The sequence below is a fragment of the Aidingimonas lacisalsi genome (assembly GCF_008079445.1).
Taxonomy (GTDB): domain Bacteria; phylum Pseudomonadota; class Gammaproteobacteria; order Pseudomonadales; family Halomonadaceae; genus Aidingimonas; species Aidingimonas lacisalsi.
In genome coordinates this window covers 300,483-325,924 of sequence record NZ_VRYH01000005.1, presented here as the reverse complement: position 1 = coordinate 325,924, position 25,442 = coordinate 300,483, and the positions used below count along the sequence as shown (strand labels likewise).

Sequence of the window (25,442 nt, the reverse complement as noted above, 5' to 3'; positions counted from 1 at the left end):
TGCGTGTTGTCACAATATCGAGAGCAGAATGCGCTCGCCGTATCCCCACAACAGCACGGTGGCCGCCAGCATCGCCTCGAGAACCAGCACGCCAATGGCCAGTGTCGAACTGGAGACGATGAACCCTTCCTCACTACTAATGCCGAGGAAGGCAGGTATCCCGATATAAAGTAGGTACGCCGTGTAACACAGCCCGATGATCCCGGCGAGCAAGCATAGCCAGATAATCGGATAGAGCGCGACGATACCGCTCAGGAACATGGGCGTGGCGATATAGCCGGCGAAGATGATACAGGCCCGGCGACTGGGATGGGCCGAGTAGCGTTGACCGAGCCAGTGGATGACGCTTCCCATCAGGTAGACTGCGGCCAGGATGGTCAGGTAGAAGACGCAGCCCGCGTAGAACGCGTCCAATGGGTTCAGCAGGATGGTACGGTCGCCGCCAAGGCCCCACCCGACCTGGGTGGTGCCAATGAAGGCACAGACAACGGGAACGGCGCTCAGGGCGAGAACGTGATGCGCATAGAGATGCGTCAACGTTTCACGTTCATGCTGGATCTGTTTCCACTCTCGGTGGGGATGGGCAAGGAGCCCCCAGACATGAGTCAGCATCCACAACCTCCTACCTGTCAGAATTGAAACCGGAACATCCCGGTTCGTGCCCCTGCGTTGGCAGATGGGCTTCACTGACATTATAGGCAGGAGTGCGACGGCTTTGCCTAGCCGTCGCGTCAACTCGCTACTATCGTCGAATCTTAATCAGCCGATCATCATGTTCAGGTGCAGATGATGCATGATCCACAACGTGCCACCGATGACCAGCAGCAGGATCGTGACGGTGAAGACGAACGACATGAAGTTCCAGCCTTCATCCGACTTGGTATTCATGTGCATGAACATCACCAATTGAACCAGAACCTGCGCTACAGCGGTTGCCACGATGATCAGTACCGTGGGCGTCATGGCCAGGGCACCGGTCATGACGACGGCGAAAGGGATAATGGTCAGCACGAGGGACAGTATCAAACCGATGACATAGGATTTGACACTGCCATGACTGTGCTCGCCGTGTGCAGAATGCGACTCGCTCATCTCACAGGACTCCCATCAGATAGACGAAAGAGAAGACACAGATCCAGACGATGTCCAGGAAGTGCCAGAACAGGCTCAGGCACATGATGCGTGGACGGGTCATGTCGTTGAGACCTTTGGTCTGCAACTGCACCAGCATCACCAGGATCCAGACCAGGCCGAAAAAGACGTGCAGACCGTGAGTGCCGACCAACGTGAAGAACGACGACAGGAAGGCACTGCGATCCGGCCCGTAGCCCTCGTGGATCAGGTGCTGGAACTCATAGATTTCCAGCCCGATGAAACCGGCCCCCAGCAGGAACGTGATCGCCAGCCAGGCTTTCACCTGCGCCACGCGGTCGGCATTCATGGCCAATACGGCCATGCCATAGGTGAAACTACTGAACAGCAGCAGGAATGTACTGATCAGGATCAGCGGCAGTTCGAAGATATCGGCGCCGCTCGGGCCGCCGGCCGTGCCCTTCATTAGCACGGCATAGGTGGCGAACAGTGATCCGAAGATCACCAGGTCGCTCATCAGATAGACCCAGAAGCCGAAGATCTTCATGCCACCGGCATCGTGGTGCTCATGCCCTTCGGCATGGGCGTCGTGATTGCTCATGGTTTCCGTTGTCATAGTTACGCCTGCATCTCCAGCCGTTCTTTGTGCTCGCGCTCGATACGTTCGACCTCGGAAGCGGGCACGTAGTAATCGATATCGTCATTGAAAACGCGCGCGAGGAAGCTGACGAAGGTGCCGATCGCGCCAACGGCTGCCAGCCACCAGATATGCCATACCAGGGCGAAGCCGAAGATCAGGGCAAACAGACTGATGATGGGGCCCGCCACCGTGTTCCTGGGCATGTGAATGTCCTGATACGGGCCTTCGCTCACGGACTTGAGACCTTCCTGCTTCTGCGCCCAGAAACTGTCGATGCCACCGACATCCGGCAGATGGGCGAAGTTGTAGAACGGCGCCGGTGACGACGTGGACCACTCCAGCGTACGGGCGTCCCAGGGATCGCCGGTGACATCCTGGTTCTGCTTGCGATCGCGGATGCTGACATAGAACTGGATCACGGTGCAGAGGATACCGAACAGGATGATGACGGCACCGACCCAGGCGAGCAACATCCACGGCTGCCACTCGGCGGTCTCATAGGACTGCATGCGACGAACGGCGCCGAAGAAACTCAGCACGTAGAGTGGCATGAAGGCCAGGTAGAAGCCGATCAGCCAGCACCAGAAACTACGCTTGCCCCACTTTTCGTTCAGCGTGAAGCCGAAGGCCTTGGGGAACCAGTAGGTCAGACCGGCCAGCATGCCGAACAGTACGCCACCAATGATCACGTTGTGGAAGTGCGCGATCACGAACAGGCTGTTATGCAGCACGAAGTTGGCGCCCGGTATCGCCAGCATCACACCGGTCATGCCGCCCAGCGTGAAGGTGATGATGAAGCCCAGCGTCCACAGTACCGGCGAGGTGAACTCGAGGCGCCCCCGGAACATGGTGAACAGCCAGTTGAACACTTTCACCCCGGTGGGTATGGCGATGATCATCGTCATGATGCCGAAGAACGCATTGACGTTGGCGCCCGCCCCCATGGTGAAGAAGTGGTGCAGCCAGACGATGAATGACAGCAACGTGATGGCCACGGTTGCCCAGACCATCGTGTTGTAGCCGAACAGCCGCTTGCGAGCGAAAGTGGCGATGACTTCAGAGAAGACGCCGAATGCCGGCAGGATGAGGATGTACACCTCGGGATGGCCCCAGGCCCAGATGAGGTTGACGTACATCATCATGTTGCCGCCGAAATCGTTGGTAAAGAAGTGCATCCCCAGGTAACGATCCAGCGTCAGCAGGGCGATGGTCGCCGTCAGAATCGGGAACGAGGCGATGATCAGCACATTGGCGCACAGTGACGTCCAGGTGAAGATCGGCATGCGGAACATGGTCATGCCCTTGGTGCGCATCTTCAGGATCGTCACGAAGAAGTTGATACCGGTGAGTGTCGTCCCTATCCCCGATATCTGTAACGCCCATATCCAGTAATCGACGCCGACCCCGGGACTGTATTCGATCCCCGATAATGGGGCGTAGGCGAGCCAGCCGGTCTTGGCGAATTCACCCACCACCAGCGAGATATTGACGAGAATCGCGCCGGCAGCGAACAGCCAGAAACTGAGGTTGTTCAGGAACGGGTATGCCACATCGCGTGCGCCGATCTGCAGCGGCACGACCAGGTTCATCAGCCCGATCACCATGGGCATGGCGACGAAGAAGATCATGATCACGCCGTGGGCGGTGAATATCTGGTCATAATGCTCGGGCGGTAGGTAGCCCTCCGCACCCGCCGAGGCCATGGCCAGTTGCGTCCGCATCATGATGGCGTCGGAGAAGCCGCGTATCAGCATCACCAGCGCGACGATGAAGTACATGATGCCGAGTTTCTTGTGGTCGACGGAGGTGAACCATTCCGTCCACAGCCATTTCCACTTGCGAAAATAGGTAATGGCACCGAGCAGCGCGATGCCCCCGAGCGCCATCGCGACCGCGACCACCATGATGATGGGGTCGTGGAAAGGGATCGCGTCTATGCTGAGTTTTCCGAACATAGTGTTACTCCGCTGCCTCCGCACTCATGGGCATATCGTCGTGGTCGTCTTCTGTCCCACCGTGACCGGCGTGCATCTCGCCATCGTCGCGGCCGGTGTGGAAGCTCTTGATGATGTCCTCGTACATACCGGACGAGACTTCCGAGTAGTATTCCACCGGATGGTCTTCACTCGGTTGTGCCAGTTCGTTGTAGCCCTCGGGGAAGTCGAGTGTCTGGTCGGACTGCCGGACTTCCTCGACCCAGGACTCGAAACCCGCCTGGGATGTCGCGATCGCGTCGAACGTCATGCCCGAGAAACCGGCCCCACTGTAGTTGGTGGAGCGACCGTCGTAGACGCCTTCCTGGTCGGCGATCAGGTGAACATCGTTGTCCATGCCGGCCATGGCGTAGATCTGGCTGCCGAGGGTCGGGATGAAGAAGGCGTTCATCACTGAGCCCGAGCTCACCCGGAAACGCACCGGTACATCGGTGGGAAAGGCCACTTCGTTGACCGTTGCGATGCCCTGCTCCGGGTAGATGAATAGCCACTTCCAGTCCAGCGAGACCGCTTGAATCTCCATCTGCTCCGAGGGGTCATCCGCGATCGATTTGTGCGGATCCAGAGAGTGAGAGGTGTACCAGGTCAGCCCGGCAAGGAAGATGATGATGATGCAGGGGATGAACCATACGATCCCCTCGATCCAGTTGTTGTGAGCCCACTCGGGATGGTAGGCCGCATCCTTGTTGCTGCCGCGGTAACGCCAGGCGAACAGCAGCGTCATCACGATCACGGGAACGACGACGATCTGCATCAATGCAAACGACGTCAGGATCAGGGTTCGCTGTTCCGAACCAATCTGACCCTTGGGATCCAGCAGCTCCGAGCTACAGCCGGTCAGCAGCAGGGTAAGCGTCAGCAACAGCAGGATGCCGAGCATGCGCAAATGGTGGGGTCTTCTCATGTTACGACCTCGTCAGGGCTTGGAGGCGGGACATAATCCATATCACCTGGTTAGCAGGCTGAAACAGCAATTCGCAGACTCTCCCTGCTGTGGCGTTCGCTGCGAGGCGTCCTGAGACGCTGCGGAGCGGAGACCGTGAGGGGAGTATAGTGTCAGGCTCGGAGCAGAACATGCATGCCGTCGATCGAGCCACTTTCCACGGGGATGGCATTATCGTTATCAGCGGCAGTGAAGGGAAGGGACGATTTGTCGCAGGGTGTCACAGTCAGGCCCGGCGTGGCCCGGCTGGTGACGGCAAAGCTCGCGCCGTCACCAGCCGGAAACACGGCGCTTCGAGCGTTCAGCGGGGCAATTGCGAGAGCGCGGTTTCCAGATGCGCGACGGTTCGCTCGATATTCTGCAACTTGTCGAGACCGAACAGGCCGATACGAAAGACCTGGAAGTCTTCCCCTTCATCACACATGAGGGGAACGCCGGCGGCGACCTGTAGCCCCGCGTGCATGAATTTCGCCGCAATCTTGGGATCGTTGCTGTAGCTGACGACGACGCCGGGTGCCTGGAAGCCTCCGGCGGCGACACTGGGGAAGCCGTGTCGTTCCAGTACGGCGCGGACGCGTCTCCCCAATTGCCACTGGTCATCGCACGCCTTGTCGACACCATAGGCTATGTTTTCCTGCATGATGTCGCGCAGGCGGCGTAGTCCGTCAGTGGGCATGGTGGCGTGGTAAGCGTGTCCGCCATTCTCATAGGCCTGCATGATCTGGTGCCATTTGCGCAGGTCGGCTGAGAAACTGGTACTGGTCGTCGTCTCCAGCCGTTCCAGTGCCCGTGACGACAGCATCACCATGCCGCAGCAGGGGGAGCCGCTCCAGCCTTTTTGTGGCGCGCTGATCAGCACGTCCACGCCGGTCGCCTGCATGTCGACCCAGGCCGTACCGGAGGCGATGCAGTCAAGCACGAACAGGCCGCCGACCCGATGAACTGCCTCGGCGACCTGACGGAGGTAATCGTCGGGCAGAATCATGCCGGCGGCGGTCTCCACGTGAGGCGCGAAAACCAGATCCGGCTTGTCCGCTTCGATGGCGTCCACCACCTCATCGATGGGAGCGGGGATAAAGGGCGCCTGGGCATCGTCGCTGGTTTTCCGGGCTTTCATCACGCGTGACGATGCCGGGATAGCGCCCATCTCGAAGATCTGAGTCCAGCGATAACTGAACCAGCCGTTGCGGATCACCAGGGTCGCTGCATCGGTGGCGAACTGGCGCGCCACGGCTTCCATGCCAAAGGTTCCGCTGCCGGGCACGATCACCGCCGCCTCGGCATGGTAGACTGCCTTGAGCGTACGGGAAATGTCGCGCATCACCTGCTGGAACGATTGCGACATGTGATTGAGCGACCGATCGGTATAGACCACCGAGTACTCGAGCAATCCGTCAGGATCGACATCGGATAACAGGCCGGGCATGGCATTCACTCCTTATTTCGTTATACAACCCGTTAGACTATGGCGTCGGGCCGGCCAAAGGCCAGGAAAAAACGACGGTTTTTAGTCAATCATGCAAAAAATCCCGCTAACCGGTGGAGGGGTATGCGCGCTTTCGTTCCCTACGTGTTGCTACTGCTGACTGCTATCATCTTTTCGGGCAACATCCTGGTCGGCAAGGCGCTCAGCGAGTTGCCACCGTTTACCATCTCCTTCGGTCGCGTGTTCATCGCCCTGTTACTCATGATACCGCTGGGCTGGCGGCAGGCGGTACGCGCGCGCCATGCGTTTCGCCAGCACTGGCGCGTGCTGTTGGGGCTGGCATTGAGCGGGGTCACGCTATTCAATGCCCTGATCTACACCGCATTGCAGTATACGTCGGCCACTAATGTCGCGATCCTGGAAAGCACGATTCCCGTGGTAACGATCCTGTTCAGCTTTCTACTGCTGGGCGAACGCTACCGGGCCATCCAGTGGCTGGGGGTGGGGATGTCGCTGGCGGGTGCCGTGGCGGTGATTGCCATGGCGGATTCGGCGGGCGCTGGCCTGGCATCGGTCAACATCGGCGATGGCATCATGGCTCTGGCGGTATTGATGTGGGTGGGCTATTCGCTGCTGGTCAAGGATCATCTGTCGAAGTTTCCCCGCTTCGGCGGACTGCTGATCATGCTGGTCATCGCCAATCTCACGCTCGCGCCGATTGCCTTGTGGGAGAATCTGGCCCTCGGGACGATGCCGGCTCTGGATACCAGCCACTGGCTGGGATTGCTCTATCTGGGGATCTTTCCGTCGGTGGTGGCGCTGCTGTGCTATACCCGTGCCATCGGCGACGTGGGTCCCACCCAGGCAGCGGTGTTCCTCAATCTGTTACCGATCTTCACCATGCTCGGCGCCTGGTGGTTGCTGGGCGATCGCATCCTGCCGGCGCAGATCGTGGGCAGTATTGTCGTGATCGCCGGTGTCGTCCTGACCACTCGCGAGCGAAGGTCCGCCCCCGTTGAATCGGAGTCAGTTTCATGACGTCACAACGCTCGTCATCCATATCGTCCACAGCCCCGGACACGCCGGCGGTTTTCTCTCGCCAACTGGCCATCGCCATCCTGATGAGCGTGGCCTGTCTGTTTGCCTCGAATCATGTGGCCGCCCGCATCGCTTTCGATGCCGACACCGGCTTGCTATTGGCCGTGCTGGCGCGTTCGGGCGTGGCGATCGTCGTGCTGTCGGCGATCGTGGTCTGGCGGCGCGAAACCCTGGCGGTTCCGTGGGGACAACGACGCTGGCAGCTGTTGGTCGGTTTTCTGATTACCCTGCAGAGCTTGTGTCTCTATTCAGCCGTTGCGCGGGTGCCGGTGGCCGTGGCGTTGCTGTTGATGAATACCTTTCCTATCCAGTTGGCCTTGTTGACCTGGGTGCTGGGCGGTGCACGGCCATCACTACGGGCAAGCCTGATCATGGGCGGTATCCTGATCGGCCTGGTGCTGGTGCTCGATATCCCCACCTGGTTGTCCCGGCCGGAAGCGATGGGGCCGCAATGGCTGCCGGGAATCCTTTTCGGTGTGGGGGCGGCCTCGGCATTTTCCTGTGCACTATGGGTCACCGATCGCAAGCTGAAAGGCCTCGACGGTGCCGTGCGTACCCTGCTGACGATGATTACCGTCTTCATTTGCATGGTGCTCGCTGGTATGTCGGGAATACTGCCGGGTGGTCTGGCAACTCCGAGCCGTATCGAGGGCTGGTATGGCCTGGTCCTGCTGGCGGTGCTCTACGGTGTCGGCTTTTCGGTCCTCTTCACCTGCGTGCCACGCCTAGACATGCCGCGCAATGCGCCGGTCATGAATATCGAACCGGTGGCCGCCCTGTTGTTGGGCTACCTGGTGCTCGGCCAGGTTCTGACCCCCATCCAGCTACTGGGCGGTGCGGTCGTCCTGGCCGGTATCGTGGTGCTGAGCGTGTCGAAGGGGCGTTGATGGTTCACCGATAACTATCCCGGAACTGCTGGCGAAGCTGGTTCTTCTGTACCTTGCCCATGGTGTTGCGCGGTAGGCTGTCGACGAAGAAAACCCGCTTGGGTTGCTTGTAGCGCGCCAGTCGGCCGTCGAGAAAGGACAGCACCTTGTCCTCGTCGATATCGGCATCGGCGTCGGGGACCACGACGGCGGTCACCCCCTCGCCGAAATCCGGATGGGGCACCCCGATCACCGCGGATTCCACGACCCCTTCGAGTTCGTCGATCACCTGTTCGACTTCCTTGGGGTAGACGTTGTAGCCCCCGGAGATGACCAGGTCCTTGTCGCGGCCGACGATATGGACGTAATCGCGTTCATCGACCATGGCCAGGTCGCCGGTGATGAAGAAGCCATCGTCGAGCAGTTCTTCGCGGGTTTTCTCGGGCATGCGCCAGTACCCGATGAAGACGTTGGGTCCGCGTACCTGAAGCATGCCGATGTCCCCCTTGGGAACCTCGTCGCCGGATTCACGATCGGCGATGCGGATCTCCACGCCGGGCAGGGGAAACCCCACCGTGCCGGCACGACGTTCCCCATCGTACGGATTGGAGGTGTTCATGTTGGTTTCAGTCATGCCGTAACGTTCGAGGATGGCGTGGCCGGTCCGCTGCTCGAATTCCCGGTGAGTCTCGGCGGTCAACGGCGCCGAGCCGGAGACGAACAGGCGCATGTTGGCGGTGCGCTCGGGCGTCAGGCGCTCGTCCTGAAGCAACCGGGTATAGAAGGTCGGGACGCCCATCATCACCGTGCCCTGTGGCAGCTCATCCAGGATCGCCTCGGCATCGAATCGTGGCAGGAAGCGCATGCTTGACCCCACCATCAGCGAGACGTTGCACGCTACGAACAGTCCGTGGGTGTGGAAAATCGGCAGTGCGTGGATCAGTCGGTCATCGGCGCTGAAGCGCCAGTACTTGGCCAGTGCCTCGGCATTGGAACTCAGGTTGCGATGGGTGAGCATGGCACCCTTGGAGCGACCGGTGGTGCCCGATGTATAGAGGATGGCCGCCAGGTCGTTCTCGTCTCGTGTGACGATATCGGTACGCGGTGCGGCCCGTTCGGCAATATCCACCAGGCTGCCGTCGTTGCCGGTGCCGAGGGTGGCCACTTGTGGGCAACCGGCTGCCGTGGCTACGCGCTCGGCCTCCGTGCGATCGGCAGGCCGGCAGACGAAGAGTGCCGGTTCGGCATCGCTCAGGAAGTAGTGAACCTCGTCGCTCGTATAACCGGTGTTCAAGGGCAGGTAAACGCCACCGATCCGTAGTGTGGCGAGATAGAGCAGGATCGTCTCCGGGCTCTTGTCGACCTGCACCGCGACCCGATCACCGGGAGTGACTCCGAGTTTGGTGAGGGCCCCGGCCAGACGTTCGGTGGTATCGAGTGCCTGCTGATAGGCGTAGCGACGGCCATCGCGGGTGGTGATGAAGGTGGCGTTCCCGCGTGCGCGCATGCGTCGTTCGAAGGTAGCGAAGAGGCTGTGGTTCATTTGGCGGTCTCCCCCTTGGCCAGCTTCCTGGCTTTGCGGGCCAGGTCACGGACCTCGCTGGAACGGGCCACGCTGGCGTTGGCAATGTAGTTCTCGTGATTGCGCTCGATGTTGTCGAGCACATAGAGGTAATTGACCATCAAACCGACGGCTTGCTTCAACCCCTTGGGGGCAAAATCGCCGAGCCAGCCAGGCTGTCGAGCCCGGTTCACGACACGACGCGGGTATTGCGCCCGCGTCGTGTCGTACCTGGCCGGACTTACACCTCCTTGTAGAGTTCGGCGCCTTCACGCCGGAACTTTTCGGCCTGCTCCTCCATGCCTTTTCTGATCGCTTCCTCGTCGCCGGTCAGCCCCTTCTCCCGAGCATAGTCGCGGACCTCATGGCTGATCTTCATCGAGCAGAACTTGGGGCCGCACATGGAGCAGAAGTGCGCCACCTTGGCTGAGTCCTTGGGCAGGGTCTCGTCGTGGTACTGCCTGGCAGTGTCCGGGTCGAGCCCCAGGTTGAACTGGTCCTCCCAACGAAATTCGAAGCGCGCCTTGGACAGGGCGTTGTCGCGGCGCTGAGCGGCGGGATGGCCCTTGGCCAGGTCGGCGGCGTGCGCGGCGATCTTGTAGGTGATGATGCCGGTCTTGACGTCGTCCTTGTTGGGCAGGCCGAGATGCTCCTTGGGAGTCACGTAGCACAGCATGGCACAGCCGTACCAGCCGATCATCGCCGCGCCGATCCCCGAGGTGATGTGGTCGTAACCCGGGGCGATATCGGTAACCAGCGGCCCCAGAGTATAGAAGGGCGCCTCGTCGCAGTACTCGAGCTGCTTGTCCATGTTCTCTTTCACCAGATGCATGGGAACGTGGCCGGGGCCCTCGATCATCACTTGCACGTCGTGCTTCCAGGCAACCTTGGTGAGTTCGCCCAGAGTGCGGAGCTCGGCCATCTGTGCCTCGTCATTGGCATCGGCCACCGAACCCGGGCGCAGACCGTCGCCCAGCGAGAAGGCCACGTCGTAGGCCTGCATGATCTCGCAGATGTCTTCGAAGTGAGTGTAAAGAAAGCTCTCCTCATGGTGGAACAGGCACCACTTGGCCATGATCGAACCGCCGCGAGACACGATGCCGGTCACCCGGTCGGCGGAAAGGGGCACGAACGGTAACCGCACGCCGGCATGAATGGTGAAATAGTCCACACCCTGCTCGGCCTGTTCGATCAGGGTGTCGCGGAAGATCTCCCAGGTCAGGTCCTCGGCGACGCCGTTGACCTTCTCCAGCGCCTGGTAAATGGGTACGGTGCCGATCGGTACCGGTGAGTTGCGAATGATCCACTCGCGGGTTTCGTGGATGTTCGTCCCGGTGGAAAGATCCATGATGGTATCGGCACCCCAGCGGATGCCCCAGGTCATCTTGTCGACTTCTTCCTCGATCGAGGATGTAACCGCCGAATTGCCCAGATTGCCGTTGATCTTCACCAGGAAGTTGCGCCCGATGATCATCGGCTCGGTTTCCGGGTGATTGATGTTATTGGGGATGATGGCGCGCCCTTCGGCGACCTCGCGGCGGACGAACTCCGCCGTGATCTCCTCGGGCAGCCTGGCGCCGAAGCCTTGGCCGGAGTGTTGATGGCCGAGGATGCGCTCGACCTCCTCGGTTCCCAGTGCCTGACGACGCTGGTTCTCGCGGATGGCGATGAACTCCATTTCCGGCGTGATGATACCTTGACGGGCATAGTGAAGCTGGGTGACGTTCCTTCCGGATTTCGCTCGTCGCGGCGTACGGGTCAGGTCGAAACGCAGCGGTGCGAGCATCGGGTCGTTGGCGCGTCGCCGCCCGTACTCACTGGTCGGCCCGTCGAGCCATTCGGTATCGTCACGCTCGTCGATCCAGCGCCGTCTCAGTTCCGGTAGTCCCTTGCGCAGATCGATGTTGGCACCGGGGTCGGTATAGGGACCGGATGTGTCGTAGACCAGCAGCGGCGGGTTCTCCTCATCGGTTCCGGACGTTTTAGTCGGCGACAGCGATATTTCCCGAAAGGGCACGCGGATGTCCGACCGTGAGCCTTGGGCGTAAATCTTGCGTGAGCCGGGCAGGGCCTGAACGGCCGCGTCGTCGACGTGTGCGGTTTCGGCGAGAAAATGATGGGTAGTGGCCATCGGTGTTGCTCTCCCATTGTCATGGGGAGGTCGCGAAGGAGGACAGTGGCAGGTATCGATTGTCGTCCTGCATGTCGCTTGATCCCTACGCTGGTACCCTCCCGAAGGAATTAACCAGTTCAGGTTCAACGGGCCCCATGCTCGGCGTACGTGACGCAGCATGATCTCAGCCGGTTCCACCGGCACCCCGTCAAGCGATGGCATCGCCGGAGGCGATGCGGTTGTGGCCGAATGCCTTGTCGGCACGCGGCGATTGGGAAAGGGCCAGTCAGTCGGACTGATCCAGCCCCATTTGCCAGAAGTCGATTTCCAGTCGCGTGGCATGGCGGAATACGTTGACCAACTCGGAAAAGCGAGCCGGTGTCACCTCTGCCAGCCGCGCATCGAGCCAATCATGCTCCCGGCCCATGGCTTGCTGGAAGTCGTCTCCTGCATACATGGCAATCCAGGCAGCGAAGGGATTGTCCTGGCCCCTTACCGTAAACGGTTGTCGATTCAACCAGTTGGCGATTTCCCCGTAGCCGATGAGGCAGGGCGAGATGGCAACGTGCAGGTCCAGCAGGTCACCCCGATTGCCGGTATCCAATACGTAGCGGGTATAAGCTAATGTTGCGCGCGCTTCGGGCAACGCTGCCAGCGTCTCTTCGCTGATTCCCCACTCTCGGCAATAACCGATATGTAGATCCAGCTCCATGTCGAGAATGGCTTTCAACTCGCCGTATGCTTGACGCAACTCGTCGAGCGTCCGGCTTTTGTACATGGCCAGTGCAAAGGCGCGGGCGAAATGGATCAGGAACAGGTAGTCCTGCTGCAGGTAGTGGCGAAAGGCGTCTGCCGGCAGGGTGCCTGCCCCGAGCTGGCGGACGAAGTCATGCTCGATATAGCGTGCCCAATCGTCCTTGCAGGCGGTTTTCAGATCGTCGAAACGGTACCCCATATCAACTCCGTCAAGGCGTCGATCCGGGCAGCAGGAGCAGGGGTGGTACGGAAGGATAAAAAAACAGACCGAGCCACGCCTGATTCCCTACGCCGGTTCAGCGGTGCATTGCACCCTTTACCCGGATCAGGTTCAACGGGATCGGCGCTCGGGACATCAGCCTGCGCCATCTCAGCCGGTTCCACCGGCACCCCGTCAAGCGAGTGTGCCTCAGTCTAGCAGTTTGATCTTGGCTTGCCAGCCATTCCAGTGACAATTCGGTTCAAACGCGATCAGCATGAGACTGCCGGTATAGCCATATCGCATCGGTGAGAAACGACACAGCCAACGATAGCAATGAGACTGCCGCCAGTCCCGTTGCGGCGGTCGCCGAGATGGATGGCAGCAGAATCGCCAACAGGGTAACGACCTGCCAGACACAAATGACCTTGCGGCGTCGGCTTACGGGGAGTCCGACGCTCAGCCAGGGCCAGAGGCTGCCGGCAGCCACGAAGACGTAACGCAGTGCGCCGATCGCCAGAACCCAGGGGGCAACCTTGTCGAGCAGTATCGCCGCAACACACAGCATCAGGATGAAGAACGCGTCCAGTTCCATGTCGAAACGGGCACCGAAAGCCGTCGTGGTTGCCGTGCGTCTGGCCACCCAGCCATCCAGCCCATCGAGCAGCAGGGCGACCAGCGTCACGCCCAGTACGAGGTCGGCATGACGGGCCAGAAGTGCCGGCACCCATAGTAATCCGGTGAAGATCGCAATCAGCACGCCGCGGAAGAGGGTGATGCGGTTGGCCCAGCCGAAATTCGAGTGTGTCGTTGGCCACCACCAAAGCAGCAGTCCCGCCATGCCCAGGTAGATACTGCCGACCCCCAGGTGAAACGTGACAGGCGCTGCCGTAATCAGACGCACGGTTTCGGTCAACAGGGCGGCAACCAGCAGGCCGACACCCAATTCCCATACCATTGCGAGGGGAAGGCGTGAGCGTGTCCCGCCTTGGGTATTGACGTGTCTGGTCATGGCAGCGTCTCCCGAGGGCGGCGGCCGCCGCCCTTTCCCTCATTCTATGCTGACAACGTAGCTCATAATGTCAGTATATAGGGTAAGTGATGCAAATCTATTGATAAAGTACATGTTATGTACAATTATTGAGTGACAACCCGGATCAAGGCAGATTATGACCTCAAATCAGGCAACAGCATTCTGGGCGGTCGCACCGGGCCAGGGCGAACTGCGCCATGAAACGCTTGCCGTCACCGATGATGAGTCGGTGCGCGTGGAAACGCGCTACTCGGCGGTCAGTCGTGGCACGGAATCGCTGGTATTCAAGGGCGAGGTTCCTCGCAGTGAATACCAGCGGATGCGGGCCCCTTTTCAACTGGGAGAGTTTCCCTTTCCCGTCAAGTATGGTTACGCCAGCGTGGGTCGGGTCGTGCAAGGGCCGCGTGAGTTGCAGGGGCGTGATGTCTTCTGTCTCCATCCACATCAGGATCGTTACGTCGTACCGGCGAGCGCTGTGGTCTCTCTTCCCGAAGGCGTACCTCCGGAACGTGCGGTGCTGGCCGCCAACATGGAAACGGCGGTCAATGCACTATGGGATGCAGCGCCGGTGGTGGGGGATCGCATCTGCGTTGTCGGGGGCGGTGTCGTCGGTGCACTAGTGGCTTATCTATGTGCCAACTTGCCTGGCAGCGACACCTGTCTGGTGGATGTTGCTCCAGAACGCAGCTCGTTGGCCGAAGCCTTGGGAGTCGCCTTTGCGCTGCCCGATACCGCGCCGGTCGATAACGACTTGGTCGTACACGTCAGTGGGTCGCCCGATGGGTTGTCTCATTCGTTGGCATTGGCCGGCTACGAGACCATGCTGTTGGAAATGAGTTGGTATGGAGACCGTGAAGTGTCGTTGCCATTGGGGCAGGCGTTTCATTCTCAACGGCTCACGTTGCGTTCCAGTCAAGTGGGTGGCATCGCGCCGACGCGCCGGGCTCGGTGGACACATCACCGCCGCTTGAGTCTGGCATTATCTATGCTCACGGATGATCGGCTGGATGTCCTGATCAGCGGCGAGAGCCGGTTCCGCGAACTTCCCGAGATCATGCCGACCCTGTCGGAACCCGATGGCAAGACGCTATGTCATCGTCTTCGCTACGACGCCTGACGGTGAAACGATCCCGACACGACCCAGTCAGACGGACAGGATAATCAGGCAAGGAGATGGAGCATGTACAGTCTGACCGTACGAGATCACTTCATGATCGCCCACAGCTTCAACGGCGAGACATTCGGGCCTGCCCAGCGCATGCATGGGGCAACTTACGTGACCGATGTGACCTTCCGGCGCCCCGAACTGGATGACGACGATCTCATCGTCGACATTGCTCTTGCCGGACAGGTTCTCAACGACGTCCTGAGCGAATTCCATTTGCAGAACCTCGACGATATCGAGGCATTCCGCGGCCACAACACGACGACCGAGTTCATGGCCCATGCCATCTTCGAGCGTCTGGCACTGGCTATCCGTAATGGGCATCTTGGCGAAGGGGCCAAGGGACTGACGGCTATGGTCGTGACACTGCATGAGTCCCACGTGGCTTGGGCAAGCTACGAGGGGGCGTTGTGAGCGTCGACCTGACGTTGATCGTGGCTGGCGATCCCGGCCAATTGACGGGTGGCTATGTCTATGATGCACGGATCGTCGAAGCCTTACGCGCCGATGGGTGGCAAATCGAGGTCATCGGACTGGAAGGGCGTTTCCCGGCAGTCGATGCGAGGGCCCGCGATGCCATGACAGCGGCGCTAGCCGCTATCCCGGATGGCGCCCGGGTCGTGATCGATGGCCTGGCGATGGGGGGCTTGCCGGAACTCGTGGCGATCGCATCGCAACGCCTGGACGTTTCCGCATTGGTACACCATCCACTCGCCGACGAAACCGGCCTGGATGAGTCAAGCCGCATGGCATTGCTGGCTAGTGAAATGCGGGCATTGGCGTCAGTGCATCGGGTGATCGTCACCAGCGACTTCACGGCACAGCGTTTGGCGGAATTCCATGTTCCCGCAGAGCGGATCGCCGTGGTCGAACCCGGCGTCACACCGTCGCCGCTGGCCACCAGCGTGGTCGGAAAAGAGGATACCAAGCGGCCACAGCGCTTGCTGAGCGTGGCTACCGTCACTCCCCGTAAGGGACATGATGTGCTTGTCGATGCGCTGTCCGGTCTGGTGGACAGGCAGTGGCACTGCGACTGTATTGGCGGTCGGGATCGTGATCCGGTTCATGACCGCCGTGTGTCGGATCTGATACGTCACCATGGTTTGGAACAACGTGTGCTGTTGCTTGGCGAGCGGTCTCCCGATGATCTGGCGGCCCATTATGCCGCTGCAGACCTGTTCATACTGCCCTCCTACTATGAAGGCTACGGCATGGTGGTCACCGAAGCCTTGGCCAGAGGGCTGCCGGTCCTGACGACGACAGGGGGGGCGCTGGCCCATACCTTGCCGACAGAGGCGGGGCTCGCGGTACCGCCCGGCAATATCGAAGCGCTGGAAACGGCGTTGCAACGCTGGCTGGATGAGCCTGACTTGCGCCGACGGTTACGGCACGGTGCCAGCAAGGCGCGCGATGCGTTGCCCAGTTGGGAGCAGGCGGCTCGCGCCTTTGCTGCTGCGGTGACACGGCCAGCTTCAGGACCGTCGGGAGGCAGTTCATGACACTGATCACTGACGATCTGGCATTCGCTGAAGACTGGTTGATGCATCGTGAAGACGCGGATGCCTTGGCGCGCAGCGGGTTCCTGACCGAGCAGGGGGCTACCTGGCTACAGCGGCGCCTATCGACGCAATCGCCGGTAACGGTTCTCGATCTGGCATGTGGTGCTGGTGCCAATATCAATTACCTGGCACCGCAATTCCCCGGGCCTCAGCAATGGCGGCTAGTCGATAACGATGCCGGACTGCTGCATGTCGCGGAGTGTCGTGGTCACTCGCTGTGCGATGCCGGGAGGCGATCCCTGGGGGTGCAGGCCGTGACGCGCGACCTGCGCGTACTGCTGAAGGACTCGCAAGGGCTCGATGACCTGCTGTCGGAGGCCGATCTGGTCACGGCGTCGGCGTTGTTCGATCTCGTCTCCAAAGCATGGGTCGAACGCCTGGTGACTGCCTGCGCGAGGCATGGGACGGCAGCGCTATTTGCTCTCAGTATCGATGGCGATTGGTCCTTTACGGCAGATGGCTCCGTGAGTGCCGATACGCTGGACGACGCCTGGGTACGTGACATACTGGCCGCCCACCAACGTCACGACAAAGGTTTCGGACCGGCGCTGGGTGGTGACGCCCCCTCCGTGCTGACTCACGCGTTCCAGGCAGTGGGATATCATGTACTGAATCGTCCCAGCCCCTGGACCTTGACGCCTGATCGTGACGGAGCCCGGTTGCTGGCTCTCGAGCTGATCAAGGGCTGGGCAGAGGCAGTGTTGGAACAGTCCCCGCAGGACCGAGGCCGTGTTAGCGCCTGGTATCGACGTCGCTTCGACGACCTGGAGTCAGGACGCATCGGTCTGCTGGTGGGCCATCAGGACCTGTTTGCGATGCCGCAGGAGCATAGCTGAGCCATGAACCGCCACGCCGCATTACGGATCACGCTCAGCTTGCTGGTGTTGGGTGGCCTGATCTGGTGGGTGGATCTGGCCTCGGTGGCATCGGAAGTCCGGCGTCTGGATGCGTTCTGGGTCGTACTGGCAGTGTCGTTATCCGTGCCGCAGATGCTGCTGTCCGCCTGGCGTTGGCGAATGACCGCGCGTTCACTCGATCTGCGGCTCCCCTGGCGCCATGCGTTGGGAGACTACTACCTGGCAACGTTCCTCAATCAGGTTCTGCCCGGTGCCGTCTTGGGCGATGCAGCGCGTGCCTGGCGGCATGCCCGAGCGAGTGGCGTAACGGGGGGCGCCTGGCGAGCGGTCATCATTGAACGCCTGTCGGGACAAGTCGTCATGATTCTGGCGACAGGCTTGGCGCTTGGGTTGTCTCCACAGTGGCACCAGGCGCTCAAGACGATCAGTCCCGTGGCGCCGTTGTCTGCCTGGTGGTGGGGGTCGGCCACTGCGATCGCAGTGGGGGGAGCGATGCTCATTTATGGGATCAAGCGACCTCCCGCCAGCGTCAGGCGCTTGGGCAGGGATTCTCGTCGGGCCTTGCTGAGTGGCCGCGTAGGGTGCCTGCAGTTGCTGGCTTCGGTATTGATCGTGACCAGTTATGCCTTGATGTTCGTCTGCGCTGCACGTGCCATTGGCAACGGACTGCCGGTGACGACATTGCTGGCACTGGTCCCGCCGGTACTGCTAGCGATGCTGATTCCTCTTTCCGTGGCTGGCTGGGGGTGGCGTGAAGGTGCGGCGGCCCTGGTCTGGGCCAGTGTCGGCTTGCCGGCTGCGCAGGGCGTGGCCGTGTCGTTGAGTTATGGCGTGCTGGTATGGCTAGCGAGCTTGCCTGGTGCGTTATGCCTTCTGTGGCGACATCGCGCCTCGTCAGCCGTGGAACCTGTCGCGCATGACAACGTCGAAAAGCGTGTCGTCACCACAGTCGAAACGTCGCGTCACGGGGCGTCGGGCCAGGTCGAGGGTATCGATGGAGGTCAGGCGTATGCCGGGTTCTCCCGAACCGATCAACAAGGGGGCAACCAGCAGATGCAGCCGATCGAGTACGTCGGCATCGAGGAATCGCGAGACCGTAGCGGCACCGCCCTCGATCAGAACCCGCCGGTAGCCATGCCGGGCGAGCTGCGACAACAGCCTGACTGGAGAGATGTCGCCGGGCGTGTCGGCGATGATGACACGGGTGACGTGCGCACCGAGCGAGTCATCGACCGGTGCCCAGGCACCCACCAAATGCAAGGTGGCCGCGGTTCCGTCCTGGAACACCTGCCTGTCGGCCGGAATGCGGCCATTGGGATCGAGTATGACACGTGTGGGGTGTCGTCCTTCGACGTGACGTACCGTCAGGCGCGGGTCGTCGGCGACGACCGTACCGGCGCCCACCAACACGGCATCGACCAGCGCGCGCAACCGATGCAGGTGAACACGCCCAGCGGCACCGTTGATGTAGTGCGAATGCCCGGTGACGGTGGCGATACGTCCATCGAGGCTCTGCCCGAGCTGGGCGATGGCCAGATCGCCGCGATGGACGACCAGCGGCAGCAGGCAGTCGAGCAGTTGGCGTGCCGAGGTATCGACCCGGCCGGCATAGTGCCAGCCGGAAACGGAGTCTCCTGTATCGATGTGCAGGGAATGGCCTGTGGTCTCCCGGCACAAGGTGGCGGCACCGACGGTGTCACCGTCGTGGATGCGCCGAATGCAGGCCCAGGCCAGGCGGTCATCGAGCGGGGGCAGTGCCATGCATCCTCCGTGTCGTCATCAGCGTCTTATCATGCGCAGTCGCACGAGTCGGCACAAGGTATCGGCGCACGATTTCATGGGACACCCCATCGTCACCGTCGATGGGCTGACAGCGAGGAGTGAGTCATGCACCAGGTCGAGCGAGCCATTTTCGACATACGGCGAGGGCTGCCTATCGTTCTTCAGAGCGGTGAGACGGGCCAGGATGAGAGCGACTACGTGCTGGTCCAGCCACTCGAGGGGGCCAGCGATCGACAGTTGCGGACATTGCCATCCGCGGCGGGAGATGTTCCCGGGCTGGTACTGAGCTGCCATCGTTTGGCCTCGTTGGGGCAGTCGATCGACGCCGAAGTCGCTCGCTTGCCGCTGACGAATGTCAGTTGTGTGGATCGTCGCCACCTCAATGCCATGGCATTCGGTGCCGGGATGGGGCAGGGGGACGACGGCAGTCGTCCGCGGATTCCGAAAGCCCACCCCGCTGACAAGGCCGACCGCGCCGCTCTGGCCCTGATGCGTCGTGCACTGTTGATTCCCGCCGCTCTCACCGTCCGTGTCTCGGCGAGCCAGCATGACACCGTTGCCGAGCTGATTGCCGACGGTACATTGTTAGTGGTGTCGGCGGACGACGCAGAGCGTCACGCCGACTCTGCGGCCAGTCGTCTCATGCGCGTCAGTGAGGCCCTGGTTCCTCTCACCGACGCTCCGCAGAGCCATTTCATCCTGTTCCGCGAGGCAGACGGGCTGCGTGAGCATATTGCCGTGTTGATCGGATCGCCCGAGACCTGGCTCGACGCGGTACCATTGCGCCTTCACTCGGCCTGCCTGACCGGTGATATCTTCGGCAGTCTGCGTTGCGACTGCGGCGAGCAGTTGCGCAACGCCGTGGCCGATATTCACGCCATGGGGGGTGGGGTGCTGCTGTATCTGGCCCAGGAAGGTCGGGGAATCGGCCTGGCCAATAAATTGCGCGCCTATGCGTTGCAGGATACCGGACTCGACACCGTGGATGCCGATCAGCTCCTGGGCTTTGGAGAAGACGAGCGCTGCTACCGGGTGGCGGTCGATATCCTCGAGGAACTGTCGATTCGGCGAGTCCAGTTATTGACCAACAATCCATTGAAAGTCGATGCGTTACGTGGCGCGGGCATCGAAGTGACCGAACGGCAGGCCGTCTATGGGCGATTGACCGACCAGAATCATCGCTATCTGAGTACCAAGGCCGATCGGGGCGGGCATTGGCTGGATGATGTCTTCAATGGGTGAGGCCCGGCCAGGCTACCACGCCATGTCGTGGGTATCGGTCAGGATGCGGCACAGCCGCTGGGCGTAATGATGCGTCAGCCGCTTGCCGAGCTCGGCCGAAGCCAGGCAGGCATGGCCAGCGATGCCCTCGGGATGGAGGTCCTCGGCGAGCCAGGCGAATGATGCCTCGCCCTCCGGCCACACCAGACGCCCTTGGGTCTCGAGGGTTTCACCGTAGGAATGCGGGCTGCTCAACTCGGTCGTACGGACCTTGTCGGGTGCCAGATGCAGCATCAACGACGTTTCCAGCATACCACCATGCAAACCGTGATGGTTCTCCAGGGCCGGCAGCCAGTCTTGAGGCGTCCAGTGCATGTAATGTGCCTTGACTACCAGCATGCCGTGTCGGCGGCGTAATGCCAGTGCCGCGATATCCATGATGGCTTCGTTGCCGCCGTGCGCGTTGAAGAGCACCAAGCGCTGGATACCGGCCCGGGCGACGGCATCGCCGTAAGCTTCCAGCGTAGCGGTGGCGGCATGCACGGGCAGGCTCAGTGTACCGGGGAACGCCAGGTGCTCGTCGCTGGCTGCCACGGCCATAGGGGGTAGCCGGAGTAGTGGCATGGTTTCCGGCAGATAGCCGGCCGTGGCGTCGAGCAATCCAGCGGCGATATCGCTGTCGGTGGACAAGGGCAAATGCTTGCCGTGCTGCTCGGTCGCACCTAGTGCCAGGATGGCGACACTCTGCTCGGGGAGCACGGCAAAATCGGCACTGGTCATTGCCTGCCAAGCGCGGAAACGAAACTCACTCATGGACACTCCAGGAACGTTAATTGTAACGTCGTCGGGCATAGAGATCGCCTGATGTCAGGGCATCGGCACCCTCGGACAGCCAATTCAGAACCGTGTCCGGCGACTGCCACTGTGACCACCTGAAGAGGCGTCGTTCGCCGGCAATGGTGTTGTACTCATAGTCGCCCAGGGTCTTAAGACGTGCCACACAGGCTTGTGCCACATCCAGGGCGCCTGCCACGAATTCCACCGACAGTGCCGGTAGCGGCTGGCTCAACCCAGCCAGCACTTGATCCTCGAATCCTTCCACATCGATCTTGCAGAATGCCGGTAGGCCATACTCTGCGATCAGGGCATCCAGCGTCGTCATTTCGATGGTCAGCGCAGTGTCCCAGCGGACATGCTGGAAGCCGTCGTTGTCGTGAGCAAGCCGTTGGCTCCAGCGTGAGGTCAGGGTCGATACCGTCGGTGTGGCCAGGCTGAGAGAGAGCGTCGCATGCCCCGTCGTTGGGCCGGCGGCCACGGCTCGGGAGATCACGTCCCGATGGCGACCGACGATCCGGTTCAGCCAGCGGAAGAGATGCGGTTGAGGTTCCAGCGCGATGACACGTGCACCGAGCCCGACGAAAGCGGCACTGCGGTCACCGAGGTGGGCGCCGATATCGAAGGCCAGATCCCCCGGTGCGAGGAATTCCGCATACAGCCGTCGCAGGCTGCGTTGACGGCCGGGGCGCCAATAAATGGCCAGCGAGCGTACCAGCCCGGCGCCGCAGCGCAGTCGCGCCATCCAAGGCAAGCGTTCAATGCCGGAGATGGGCGGGGTCATGGCGACTCATCGATGCAGGAACGTCGTTGGCCGTCCTGCGGTTCCGGTGGGGGCTGCCGTCACGTCCCCATACCTGGGTCGGCATGTCACGCGGCTGCTCGGGCGGAGGCGGTGTCAGCATGGCGGTGTCGGTGGCGTCCAGCGGCTCGGTGAGTCGCTGCAGGACGGGGGCCGGCTGAGTCTCGGTCGGTACGCGTAACAGACCCCATCGTTCCAGACTGGCACCGACCCCGACATGACCGCTTAAATACGTCAGTGGTGTGGCGAGAACCAAGCCGATCCATACCGGGGCCAACCACCAGAAGAATGCCGGTGTCCACCATTGCGTGGCCATGGCCCAAGCGCCGCCGAGCAGCGTCGCCGTCCAGGTATGGCGGAGCGCTTCATGCCAGGCAACATGGCCACTATCCCTGACCTGACTGCCCCAGTCGACATGGCGCCCGGCGAGTATGCAAGCAACGAAGCGGCTATGCCAGATCATCATGATCGGGGCGATCAGAGCGGCAAATCCCATTTCCAGCAAGGCACTGATCAGCAGTCTTGCGCGTCCGCCGAAAGCCGCAGGACGTTGCCACAACGCCAACGTGACGCCAAGCAGTTTGGGGAGCAGCAATAACGATAACGTAATGGCGAGAAGCGGCACGACGACCCAGGGTGTCGACTCCGGCCAGTTAGGGAACAACTGTGCGCCGCTATGGAAAAAGTCATGTTCGTTGACTGACTGCAACAATGCCTCGCCGCTACTGACGGCTAACATCAGCATCCATAGTAGCGACGACACATACGCCAGTGCCCCGAACAGGAAGTGCAAGCGGTTCATGATGTGCCAGCCGGTATGAGGCAGCAATCGCAGATGCTGCAGGTTGCCCTGGGTCCAGCGGCGGTCGCGTTTGGCAAAATCGATCAGGTTGGCCGGTACCTCTTCGTAGCTGGCATCCAGGCGGGTATCGAGCAGGACATGCCAGCCGGCACGGCGTAACAGCGCCGCTTCCACGAAATCGTGACTGAGAATATCGCCACCCAACGGGGGGCGTCCAGGCAGGCGGGGCAGACCACAATGCGCCATGAACGCCTCGGTGCGAAGAATCGCATTATGCCCCCAGTAATTGGCGGCATCGCCCTGCCAGAAGCTTTGTCCGGTGGCTAGCATGGGGCTGTAGAGAGCGGCGGCGAATTGGGTGAAACGGCCAAAGGCGGTGCGCTGACGCGCCGGAATCGGCACCGTCTGAATCAGCCCGGCATCCGGGTTGGCTTGTAGCGAATGGGCCAGCGAGATCAGTGTATTGCCGCCCATGATGCTATCGGCGTCGAGCACGATCAGTGCGTCGTAGCGATAGCCCCAGCGTTGGCAGAATTCGGCCAGGTTGCCGGCCTTGCGACCATGATTGTCATGACGCTGTCGGTAGTGGACCTGCAATTGGCCGGCAAGACGTTGCTGCAATCCCGCAATGGCCTGCTGTTCAGTGTGGAGCGTGTCTGGATCCTGACTGTCGCTGAGCACGAATACCTCGAACCAGCGCGCTTCTTCCCCTTGCGCCAGCAGGTCTTGGCAGGTGGCTTCCAGACCCGCCACGACGCGCTCCGGAGCTTCGTGATAGATAGGCATGACCAAGGCGGTACGCAGTGTCAACGGTGCCATGTCGGTGATCGGTGCATCCAGTCGTCGGAGCGTCAATGGCTCGCGCCGGGTGCATTGCAGGATGAATCCGATCACGGCATTCCAGAAGGCTGTGACGATCCAACCGAACGTGATCACGAATAGTCCCAGGATTCCCCACTGTAGCGGCGTGAAGCCATTGGCATGCAGCACGTGAAACATCGTCCAGCCGCCCAGGACGGTGCTGGCGATCACCAGCGTGACGAACAGCCCCCGGCGTGCCGCTTGCCAGGGAATTCGGGCGCGTGGGTGTGTGGCGCTGTCAGTCCGATTCATCGGGATACCAGACATGATTCCAGGTCTCCGTCATCGTTTCGCCATGCAATGCCAGCGACAGCCGCATGTCGGCTGCTTGTTGCCCCTCCGGATAGAGGTGGAAGCTGGCACGCCATGTTTCGCCATCGGGAAGGCGTTGCACCTGAAGGTTATGAATTTCACCACTGGTGGTGTCGAGCTGGGCCTCTACCGGGTGGCTGGCATCCAGGCTAGAGAGTTCACCACCGCGGAAATCGACGATGAAGTGGCGTACCGAGCGTGGCGGTGGGTCATCCTGCCCCGGGATAGCGCCCCATCCATGACGGGTTCGCACCGTCTGTGCCAGCGTCTGCTCAGGCAGTCGGGCACCGAATGTCGAGAGCCGGTAATGAAAGCGGCGAGTCTGCCCGGCTTCCAATGGCTGTTCCGGCACCCAATAAGTCACGATGTTGTCGTTGACCTCACTGTCGCTGGGGATCTCGACCAGCTCGATGACACCTTGGCCCCAGTCACCGTCGATCGGTTCGATCCAGAGGCTGGGGCGGCGTTCGTAGTGTGCTTCATGATCGAGATAGTCCTCGAAGTCGCGTTGCCGCTGGACGAGCCCGAATCCGGCGGGCGCATCGTCTTGAAAGGCGCTGATACGCAGTTCTCTGGGATTGATGAGGGGTCGCCAGATCCATTCGTTACTGCTCGTATGGATGAGCAAGCCATTCGAATCGTGAACCCGAGGTCGAAAGTCATCGGCGTTGCGTGACGAGGTATCGCCATGGGCATACATGCTCGTCAACGGTGCAAGGCCAAGCTTATCCACATCCTGGCGGGCAAACAGCCGTGCCTCGATATCCAGTACGGTGCGTTCTCCCGGAATGACGTCGAAACGGTAGGCACCGGTCAGCGAGGGACTGTCGAGGAGTGCTACGATCGTCATCCGATGATCATCTTCTTCGGGGGCGATCAGCCAGAATTCACGAAAGGCGGGAAACTCTTCGCCATCGTCGGAGGCAGTATCGATTGCCAAACCTCGTGCCGACAAACCGTAGCCCTGATCGCGACCGATCAGACGGAAGTAGCTGGCGCCGAGGAAGACCAGAAATTCATCCTGATAATCGGCGCGGTTCAACGGATAGTGCAGGCGAAAGCCAGCGAACCCGGCGCCCTCTAGGTCGCTGTCCGCAAGCGAAGCCGCGTCGCCGTCGTAGTCGAAGAACGAGGGGGAAAACTCCAGCGTCTGGGTAGTTCCATTCTCGACCTGGTGGATTGTCACGGGGTAATCGAAGATGAATCCGGGATGAAACAATTGGACCGAGAAATTCCCATCGTCTTTCCAGAGCGCCTGGTCGGATCGGAAGCGGATATTGCGATAGGCGTCGTACCCCAGTTCTCGCAAAGCCGCCGGGAGCTCGTCACGGCGATCGTCATAGGGGGATTCAGCGAGTGTTCTGGCCCGCTCGATTGCCTGATCGTAGGGAGTCGAGTCGGTCTTCTGACTCCCTTCCTCGCCCTGGGCCGATGCGAATGGACCGAGCAGACAACAAGCCAGTGTCACTGAGCGCACAACATCCATTGTCTAGTTCTCCATGGACATGCCTACATTGATGTATAAA

Annotated in this window: 22 protein-coding genes, 2 pseudogenes and 2 riboswitches; of the genes and pseudogenes, 8 read left to right on the top strand and 16 right to left on the bottom strand. The window is 61.0% G+C overall.

Annotated features, from left to right (window positions below):
• Positions 1-9 precede the first annotated feature (9 nt).
• From FVV99_RS12925 to FVV99_RS12900, 6 genes are all read right to left on the bottom strand, one after another.
• Positions 10-612, bottom strand: a complete 603-nt coding sequence (locus FVV99_RS12925) for a Yip1 family protein (protein ID WP_148254482.1) — start codon at positions 610-612, stop codon at positions 10-12.
• Positions 613-759: 147 nt separating this feature from the next.
• Positions 760-1,092 carry a cytochrome o ubiquinol oxidase subunit IV gene (gene cyoD, locus FVV99_RS12920; protein ID WP_148254481.1) on the bottom strand — a complete coding sequence of 111 codons (333 nt, stop codon included), beginning with the start codon at positions 1,090-1,092 and terminating at the stop codon, positions 760-762.
• 1 nt (position 1,093) lies between these two features.
• Positions 1,094-1,708 carry a cytochrome o ubiquinol oxidase subunit III gene (locus FVV99_RS12915; RefSeq protein ID WP_148254480.1) on the bottom strand — a complete coding sequence of 205 codons (615 nt, stop codon included), beginning with the start codon at positions 1,706-1,708 and terminating at the stop codon, positions 1,094-1,096.
• A 2-nt stretch (positions 1,709-1,710) separates the two neighbouring features.
• Positions 1,711-3,687, bottom strand: coding sequence for a cytochrome o ubiquinol oxidase subunit I (gene cyoB, locus FVV99_RS12910; RefSeq protein WP_148254479.1), 1,977 nt, complete (start codon positions 3,685-3,687; stop codon positions 1,711-1,713).
• Positions 3,688-3,691: 4 nt separating this feature from the next.
• Entirely contained in the window at positions 3,692-4,630 is a 939-nt protein-coding gene (gene cyoA, locus FVV99_RS12905) for a ubiquinol oxidase subunit II (protein WP_148254478.1), read from the bottom strand.
• Positions 4,631-4,970: 340 nt separating this feature from the next.
• Positions 4,971-6,095, bottom strand: coding sequence for an aminotransferase class V-fold PLP-dependent enzyme (locus FVV99_RS12900; RefSeq protein WP_148254477.1), 1,125 nt, complete (start codon positions 6,093-6,095; stop codon positions 4,971-4,973).
• 123 nt (positions 6,096-6,218) lie between these two features.
• On the opposite strand from FVV99_RS12900, the gene FVV99_RS12895 reads away from it, so the two are divergent.
• A complete protein-coding gene (locus tag FVV99_RS12895; protein ID WP_161599000.1) occupies positions 6,219-7,133 on the top strand; it encodes a DMT family transporter in 915 nt (304 codons plus the stop codon).
• Positions 7,130-8,080, top strand: a complete 951-nt coding sequence (locus tag FVV99_RS12890) for a DMT family transporter (RefSeq protein ID WP_201745090.1) — start codon at positions 7,130-7,132, stop codon at positions 8,078-8,080. The genes FVV99_RS12895 and FVV99_RS12890 overlap by 4 nt, the downstream gene beginning before the upstream one ends.
• 4 nt (positions 8,081-8,084) lie before the next feature.
• Here FVV99_RS12890 and FVV99_RS12885 read toward each other — a convergent pair whose 3' ends face one another.
• The 5 genes and pseudogenes from FVV99_RS12885 to FVV99_RS12865 all read right to left on the bottom strand — a co-directional run bounded on the left by FVV99_RS12885 (position 8,085) and on the right by FVV99_RS12865 (position 13,700).
• On the bottom strand, positions 8,085-9,602 hold the full coding sequence (locus tag FVV99_RS12885; protein WP_148254475.1) for a malonate--CoA ligase: 1,518 nt from the start codon (positions 9,600-9,602) through the stop codon (positions 8,085-8,087).
• Positions 9,599-9,790 (bottom strand): annotated as a pseudogene (locus FVV99_RS12880) (MCD, Malonyl-CoA decarboxylase MCD); the annotation flags it as partial. The pseudogene FVV99_RS12880 and the gene FVV99_RS12885, both read right to left, overlap by 4 nt.
• A 71-nt stretch (positions 9,791-9,861) precedes the next feature.
• A complete protein-coding gene (gene thiC / locus FVV99_RS12875) occupies positions 9,862-11,751 on the bottom strand; it encodes a phosphomethylpyrimidine synthase ThiC (RefSeq protein ID WP_148254474.1) in 1,890 nt (629 codons plus the stop codon).
• Between the two features lie 65 nt (positions 11,752-11,816).
• Positions 11,817-11,951, bottom strand: a riboswitch (TPP riboswitch).
• Between the two features lie 68 nt (positions 11,952-12,019).
• Positions 12,020-12,688, bottom strand: a complete 669-nt coding sequence (gene tenA, locus FVV99_RS12870) for a thiaminase II (RefSeq protein ID WP_148254473.1) — start codon at positions 12,686-12,688, stop codon at positions 12,020-12,022.
• A 66-nt stretch (positions 12,689-12,754) separates the two neighbouring features.
• Positions 12,755-12,893: riboswitch (TPP riboswitch) on the bottom strand.
• A gap of 57 nt (positions 12,894-12,950) precedes the next feature.
• Positions 12,951-13,700: a CDP-alcohol phosphatidyltransferase family protein gene (locus FVV99_RS12865; protein WP_148254472.1), complete on the bottom strand. Its 750-nt coding sequence runs from the start codon at positions 13,698-13,700 to the stop codon at positions 12,951-12,953.
• Positions 13,701-13,857: 157 nt separating this feature from the next.
• On the opposite strand from FVV99_RS12865, the gene FVV99_RS12860 reads away from it, so the two are divergent.
• From FVV99_RS12860 to FVV99_RS18820, 5 genes and pseudogenes are all read left to right on the top strand, one after another.
• Entirely contained in the window at positions 13,858-14,838 is a 981-nt protein-coding gene (locus FVV99_RS12860; protein WP_148254471.1) for a zinc-dependent alcohol dehydrogenase, read from the top strand.
• 63 nt (positions 14,839-14,901) lie between these two features.
• Complete coding sequence (locus FVV99_RS12855) at positions 14,902-15,300, top strand: 6-pyruvoyl trahydropterin synthase family protein (RefSeq protein WP_148254470.1); 399 nt, start codon at positions 14,902-14,904, stop codon at positions 15,298-15,300.
• Positions 15,297-16,385: a glycosyltransferase family 4 protein gene (locus FVV99_RS12850; RefSeq protein ID WP_148254469.1), complete on the top strand. Its 1,089-nt coding sequence runs from the start codon at positions 15,297-15,299 to the stop codon at positions 16,383-16,385. The genes FVV99_RS12855 and FVV99_RS12850 overlap by 4 nt, the downstream gene beginning before the upstream one ends.
• Positions 16,382-17,281, top strand: coding sequence for a class I SAM-dependent methyltransferase (locus FVV99_RS12845; RefSeq protein WP_148254468.1), 900 nt, complete (start codon positions 16,382-16,384; stop codon positions 17,279-17,281). The genes FVV99_RS12850 and FVV99_RS12845 overlap by 4 nt, the downstream gene beginning before the upstream one ends.
• A gap of 3 nt (positions 17,282-17,284) precedes the next feature.
• A pseudogene (locus FVV99_RS18820) lies at positions 17,285-18,148 on the top strand (lysylphosphatidylglycerol synthase transmembrane domain-containing protein); the annotation flags it as partial.
• 48 nt (positions 18,149-18,196) lie between these two features.
• On the opposite strand, the gene FVV99_RS18545 reads toward FVV99_RS18820, so the two are convergent.
• Positions 18,197-19,063 (bottom strand): RibD family protein, encoded by an 867-nt coding sequence (locus tag FVV99_RS18545; RefSeq protein WP_161599001.1) that lies wholly within the window; start codon positions 19,061-19,063, stop codon positions 18,197-18,199.
• Between the two features lie 126 nt (positions 19,064-19,189).
• On the opposite strand from FVV99_RS18545, the gene ribA reads away from it, so the two are divergent.
• Positions 19,190-20,326: a GTP cyclohydrolase II RibA gene (ribA, locus tag FVV99_RS12835; protein ID WP_148254466.1), complete on the top strand. Its 1,137-nt coding sequence runs from the start codon at positions 19,190-19,192 to the stop codon at positions 20,324-20,326.
• 12 nt (positions 20,327-20,338) lie between these two features.
• Here ribA and FVV99_RS12830 read toward each other — a convergent pair whose 3' ends face one another.
• From FVV99_RS12830 to FVV99_RS12815, 4 genes are read right to left on the bottom strand one after another with little or no spacing between them, the layout of a single operon-like run.
• A complete protein-coding gene (locus tag FVV99_RS12830) occupies positions 20,339-21,118 on the bottom strand; it encodes a creatininase family protein (RefSeq protein ID WP_148254465.1) in 780 nt (259 codons plus the stop codon).
• Between the two features lie 16 nt (positions 21,119-21,134).
• Complete coding sequence (locus FVV99_RS12825) at positions 21,135-21,923, bottom strand: FkbM family methyltransferase (protein WP_201745089.1); 789 nt, start codon at positions 21,921-21,923, stop codon at positions 21,135-21,137.
• Positions 21,898-23,871: a glucans biosynthesis glucosyltransferase MdoH gene (gene mdoH, locus FVV99_RS12820; protein WP_148254464.1), complete on the bottom strand. Its 1,974-nt coding sequence runs from the start codon at positions 23,869-23,871 to the stop codon at positions 21,898-21,900. The genes FVV99_RS12825 and mdoH overlap by 26 nt, the downstream gene beginning before the upstream one ends.
• Positions 23,843-25,402, bottom strand: a complete 1,560-nt coding sequence (locus FVV99_RS12815; protein WP_148254463.1) for a glucan biosynthesis protein — start codon at positions 25,400-25,402, stop codon at positions 23,843-23,845. Before FVV99_RS12815 ends, mdoH begins: the two co-directional genes overlap by 29 nt.
• Between the last annotated feature and the right edge of the window lie 40 nt (positions 25,403-25,442).